Origin of the sequence: Citrobacter sp. Colony219, assembly GCF_019382635.1 — a bacterium.
In the GTDB taxonomy this organism is placed as follows: domain Bacteria; phylum Pseudomonadota; class Gammaproteobacteria; order Enterobacterales; family Enterobacteriaceae; genus Citrobacter; species Citrobacter youngae.
Map to the genome: position 1 here is coordinate 1235019 of NZ_CP080033.1, position 4795 is coordinate 1239813.

Sequence of the window (4795 nt, forward strand, 5' to 3'; positions counted from 1 at the left end):
GTACGACGTGCCGCGCTGCTTCGTCGCTGGCTGGCGGGGTTAAATGCGCCGATGCCTTCCCGTGATGGGCTGGAACGTATCTGGCAGGAAGTGGCGCTGGCGCGGGAAGATGCGTCACCAAGTTTTCGCCTCGGGGAGTACGAGGTCCGTCGTTATCAGTCACAGCTGTGGTGGGTGAAATCAGTCGATGGGCAAAGCGAAACTGTTATCCCGTGGTTAGAGTGGAAAACACCGTTGGCGCTGCCTGCCGGATTGGGTTCGGTTCAGTTAATCTCTGCGGGTGATTTGCGCTTGCCGCAAGCGGATGAAGTCGTCAGTATCCGTTTTAAAGCGCCAGGGGTATTGCATATTGTCGGGCGTAACGGCGGACGGAAATTAAAGAAAATCTGGCAGGAGCAGGGGATCCCGCCCTGGCGACGAGATATCACACCGCTGCTGTTTTACGGCGAAACGTTGATTGCGGCTGCGGGTGTTTTCGTGACGCGTGAGGGGGCGGCGGAAGGCGAAGAAGGCGTGAGTCTGGTATGGCATGCCTGATGGTGCTGCGCTTAACAGGCCTACGTATCACATGGAAAGTAGGCCGGATAAGGCGAAAAAAAGTTAAGATTCGCTGACCACCACGGTACCGATCTGCGGGTGGCTGAAGCTGGCAATTTTGTCGAGGCGAAGCTCACGGGTTTCACCCGAAACATCGGCGACCAGATATTCCACATTTTTGCGGGAAACCAGGTCATTTGCTTTCGCCTGCAAAACTTCGCCATCTTTTAGTGCCAGCGTCAGTAACAAATGGTGCTGGCAGGCGAGTTCAAGATTGTCGTAATCATCGCAGTTGATGGGTTGATACGTTTCATTCATTGACATAATCGCTCACCAGTAAGTTCGCGGCAGCATAGGCCGCCTTTTCCCTGACCGACTCTGAAAGGGCGCTGTCTGCCGCCACTTCATTAAGTACCTTCAATACGCAACCCAGCGCATCCGGGACATACCCTAAGTCTCCGCTGGCGATTTCCGCGTACCGCTTGCGTATTAACTCACAATATTTTTCCACATGCCCTCCTGTCAGCACTCTGACTTAACCGTGGATGCAAGTCTAAGCCTACGAAGATAAACTCTGTTTAGCAAGGTGACTATACCATACTCATTCAAGCAATATCAGCGCCTTGATAGAGGAGCAGTTAGCAGCCTTTTGCCGCAGTTTTCGCTACAATGGCTGCCTGATTCAAAAGGAGTTCTCCCATGGCGCTTAAAGCGACAATCTATAAAGCCGTCGTCAACGTAGCGGATCTTGACCGCAACCAGTTCCTTGACGCGGCCTTGACGCTGGCGCGTCACCCCTCTGAAACCCAGGAGCGCATGATGTTGCGTCTGTTGGCATGGATTAAATATGCTGACGAGCGGCTGCAATTCACGCGGGGTTTAAGCGCTGAAGACGAACCCGAAGCATGGTTGCGCAACGACCACCTGGGCATTGATCTCTGGATTGAACTCGGCTTGCCGGATGAGCGTCGCATTAAGAAGGCGTGTACCCAGTCTGCTGAAGTCGCTTTGTTTGCCTATAACAGCCGTGCAGCGCAAATCTGGTGGCAGCAGAACCAAAGCAAATGCGCGCAGTTTAAGAATCTTACCGTGTGGTATCTGGATGATGAACAACTGGCGCAACTGAGTGACTTTGCCGGTCGTACAATGGCGCTACAGGCGACTATTCAGGATGGCGCTATCTGGCTGTCTGATTCTCAGAATAATCTGGAAATTCACCTGACCACGTGGCAGCCGCGTTCATGATTGTTATCTCCCGAAATGTCTCTATCCCAGATAACGAGCTGGAAATCACGGCGATTCGGGCACAGGGCGCGGGCGGTCAGCACGTTAATAAGACCTCGACGGCTATCCATTTGCGCTTTGACATTCGGGCCTCTGGCCTGCCAGAGTATTACAAGGAACGCCTGTTGGCTGCCAGTCATCATCTGATTACAGGCGATGGCGTGATTATTATTAAGGCGCAGGAATACCGTAGCCAGGAGTTGAACCGGGAAGCGGCAATCTCCCGACTGGTGGCGGTGATAAAAGAATTAACCGCAGTGCAAAAAAGCCGACAGGCAACTCGCCCTACACGCGCCTCGAAAGAGCGCAGGTTGTCATCGAAGGCGCAAAAATCCACTGTGAAGGCACTGCGCGGGAGAGTTCGTCGCCCACAGGACTGACGAATGGGAATACAATATTGAGAAGGAATCTGTGGTGAAAACAGCAATACTGTCATTAGCAGCTGTATTTACACTCTTTGCCTTGATCGGCTGTAACAACCGCTCTGAAGTCGATGCTTTGCAACCGACGCAAGCGGCAGAATTAAAACCGATGCAGCAAAGCTGGCGTGGCATCTTGCCTTGCGCTGACTGCGAAGGGATTGAAACTTCTTTGTTCCTGGAAAAAGATGGAACATGGGTAATGAACGAACGCTATCAGGGCGTACGTGATGAACCGTCTTCGTTTGCTTCATATGGCTCGTGGGCGCGTACGGCTGATAAGCTGGTGCTGACCGACAGCAAAGGTGAAAAGTCGTACTACCGGGCAAAAGGCGAGGCGCTGGAAATGCTCGATCGTGAAGGTAATCCGATAGAGTCGCAGTTCAACTACACCCTCCAGCCAGTTTCCGCCAGTTTACCGGTGACGCCAATGCCGATGCGGGGAATGTACTTCTATATGGCTGATGCGGCAATCTTTACCGACTGCGCAACGGGTAAGCGGATGCCAGTGGCGAATAACGCCCAGCTTGAGCGGGACTATTTAGCCGCGCGCGCGGAAAACGGGCAATCTGTATTGCTGACGCTGGAAGCGCATTTCACAATGGAGGCGAACCCGGACACTGGCGAGAAAGTGAAAACGCTGATGGCGGATAAAGATGCGAAATTTATCCCCGGTAAAGGATGTAATTAATTGATGTAAAAAAGGCCCTGATCCTCAGGGCCTTTTGCTGGTATTAGCCTTTAATGGCTTTCACCAGGAAGTCAACGATGTCGCCGGTTTTAATCAGCTGTTTCTCGCCGTTACGACGATATTTGTATTCAATATCATCGTTATCGAGGTTACGGTCGCCGAGCACGATAGTGTGCGGAACACCGATCAGCTCCATATCGGCAAACATCACGCCCGGACGCTCTTTACGATCGTCCATCAGCACTTCGATGCCCTGTGCGCGCAGCTCAGCGTACAGCTTCTCAGCCAGTTCCTGCACGCGGTAGGACTTGTGCATGTTCATCGGCAGAATAGCGACCTGGAACGGTGCGATGGCGTCTGGCCATACAATGCCGCGATCGTCAAAATTCTGCTCAATAGCAGCAGCAACCACGCGAGTGACCCCGATACCGTAGCAACCCATGGTCAGGATCTGGTTACGACCATCTTCGCCCTGTACGGCGGCTTTCATCGCTTCAGAGTACTTGGTACCCAACTGGAAGATGTGGCCGACTTCGATACCGCGTTTGATCAGCAGTGTACCTTTGCCATCCGGGCTTGGATCGCCTGCGACCACGTTACGGATATCTGCCACTTCCGGAGTTGCAACATCACGATCCCAGTTAATACCGAAATAGTGCTTACCGTCGATGTTGGCGCCGGCGGCAAAATCGCTCATTACCGCAACGGTACGGTCGATAACTACGGGAATCGGCATGTTCACCGGACCGAGCGAACCCGGACCTGCTTTCACGACGGCACGGATTTCTTCTTCAGTAGCAAAAGTCAGCGGGCTGGCAACCTGCGGCAGTTTTTCTGCTTTGACTTCGTTCAGCTCGTGATCGCCGCGAACCAGCAGAGCAACCAGCGGGTAGCTGCTACCTTCAACCGCTTTCACCAGCAGGGTTTTCACGGTTTTTTCGATAGGCAGGTTGAACTGCTCAACCAGTTCGGCGATGGTTTTGGCGTTCGGAGTATCAACCAGCGTCATTTCCTGAGTTGCTGCTGCGCGCGGCTCTTTCGGCGCAACGGCTTCAGCAAATTCGATGTTGGCAGCAAAATCGGAGCTGTCGGAGAATACAACGTCATCTTCGCCGCTCTGTGCCAGTACCTGGAATTCGTGAGAAGCGCTACCGCCGATAGATCCGGTATCAGCCTGTACTGCGCGGAAATCCAGGCCCATACGGCTAAAGATTTTGCTGTACGCGGCATACATCGCGTCGTAAGTTTCCTGCAGAGATTCCTGAGAAGTATGGAAAGAGTACGCATCTTTCATCAGGAATTCGCGGGAACGCATCACGCCGAATCGTGGGCGAACTTCGTCACGGAATTTCGTCTGGATCTGATAGAAGTTCAGCGGCAGCTGTTTGTAAGAGCTCAGCTCATTACGGATCAGGTCGGTGATGACTTCTTCATGCGTTGGGCCGAGTACGAATGAACGATCGCCACGGTCTGCGATACGCAGCAGTTCCGGGCCGTACTGTTCCCAACGACCGCTCTCTTCCCACAGTTCAGAAGGCTGAACGACCGGCATCAACACCTCGATCGCACCGGCGTTGTTCATTTCTTCACGCACGATGTTTTCGACTTTTTTCAGGACGCGCACGCCGGTCGGCAGCCAGGTGTATAACCCGGAGGCCAGCTTGCGGATCATCCCGGCGCGCAGCATCAGCTGGTGGCTGATGACTTCGGCGTCGGCAGGTGTCTCCTTCAGAGTGGAGAGCAGATATTGGCTAGTACGCATGTTGTTACGGTTCCAGTTGAACGATCGAACAGGCTGGATGCCAGCCTGACACAAAACAAAAGTGGTTTAGTTTACCAGCGAGAAAGGGATGTCAAAAGAGTA

At 53.2% G+C, this 4795-nt stretch carries 7 protein-coding genes; 4 read left to right on the top strand and 3 right to left on the bottom strand.

Going from position 1 to position 4795, the window contains the following annotated elements; genetic code table 11:
- Nucleotides 1–537, top strand: a 537-nt coding sequence (gene tilS, locus JTI85_RS21275; protein WP_255575191.1) for a tRNA lysidine(34) synthetase TilS, incomplete at its 5' end; no start/stop codon positions are given.
- A gap of 63 nt (nucleotides 538–600) precedes the next feature.
- On the opposite strand, the gene rof is transcribed toward tilS, so the two are convergent.
- Entirely contained in the window at nucleotides 601–861 is a 261-nt protein-coding gene (gene rof / locus JTI85_RS05385; protein WP_048212636.1) for a Rho-binding antiterminator, read from the bottom strand.
- Nucleotides 848–1048 (bottom strand): YaeP family protein, encoded by a 201-nt coding sequence (locus JTI85_RS05390; RefSeq protein ID WP_005132083.1) that lies wholly within the window; start codon nucleotides 1046–1048, stop codon nucleotides 848–850. Before JTI85_RS05390 ends, rof begins: the two co-directional genes overlap by 14 nt.
- A gap of 188 nt (nucleotides 1049–1236) precedes the next feature.
- Between JTI85_RS05390 and JTI85_RS05395 the strand changes: the two genes are divergently transcribed.
- The 3 genes from JTI85_RS05395 to nlpE are packed head-to-tail and all read left to right on the top strand — an operon-like array spanning nucleotide 1237 to nucleotide 2931.
- Nucleotides 1237–1782, top strand: coding sequence for a YaeQ family protein (locus tag JTI85_RS05395; RefSeq protein ID WP_116360698.1), 546 nt, complete (start codon nucleotides 1237–1239; stop codon nucleotides 1780–1782).
- Nucleotides 1779–2201, top strand: coding sequence for an alternative ribosome rescue aminoacyl-tRNA hydrolase ArfB (arfB, locus tag JTI85_RS05400; RefSeq protein ID WP_200037463.1), 423 nt, complete (start codon nucleotides 1779–1781; stop codon nucleotides 2199–2201). The genes JTI85_RS05395 and arfB overlap by 4 nt, the downstream gene beginning before the upstream one ends.
- A gap of 31 nt (nucleotides 2202–2232) precedes the next feature.
- The gene (gene nlpE / locus JTI85_RS05405) at nucleotides 2233–2931 is read left to right on the top strand and encodes an envelope stress response activation lipoprotein NlpE (protein ID WP_105242149.1); all 699 of its coding nucleotides are present in this window, start codon (nucleotides 2233–2235) and stop codon (nucleotides 2929–2931) included.
- A gap of 43 nt (nucleotides 2932–2974) precedes the next feature.
- On the opposite strand, the gene proS is transcribed toward nlpE, so the two are convergent.
- Nucleotides 2975–4693, bottom strand: a complete 1719-nt coding sequence (proS, locus tag JTI85_RS05410; RefSeq protein ID WP_219352224.1) for a proline--tRNA ligase — start codon at nucleotides 4691–4693, stop codon at nucleotides 2975–2977.
- Between the last annotated feature and the right edge of the window lie 102 nt (nucleotides 4694–4795).

Bases quoted from the DNA above. Each gene is read 5' to 3' on its own strand.
- rof (WP_048212636.1), bottom strand. From the start codon at position 861: ATGTCAATGAATGAAACGTATCAACCCATCAACTGCGATGATTACGAC.
- JTI85_RS05395 (WP_116360698.1), top strand. From the start codon at position 1,237: ATGGCGCTTAAAGCGACAATCTATAAAGCCGTCGTCAACGTAGCGGAT.
- arfB (WP_200037463.1), top strand. From the start codon at position 1,779: ATGATTGTTATCTCCCGAAATGTCTCTATCCCAGATAACGAGCTGGAA.
- proS (WP_219352224.1), bottom strand. From the start codon at position 4,693: ATGCGTACTAGCCAATATCTGCTCTCCACTCTGAAGGAGACACCTGCC.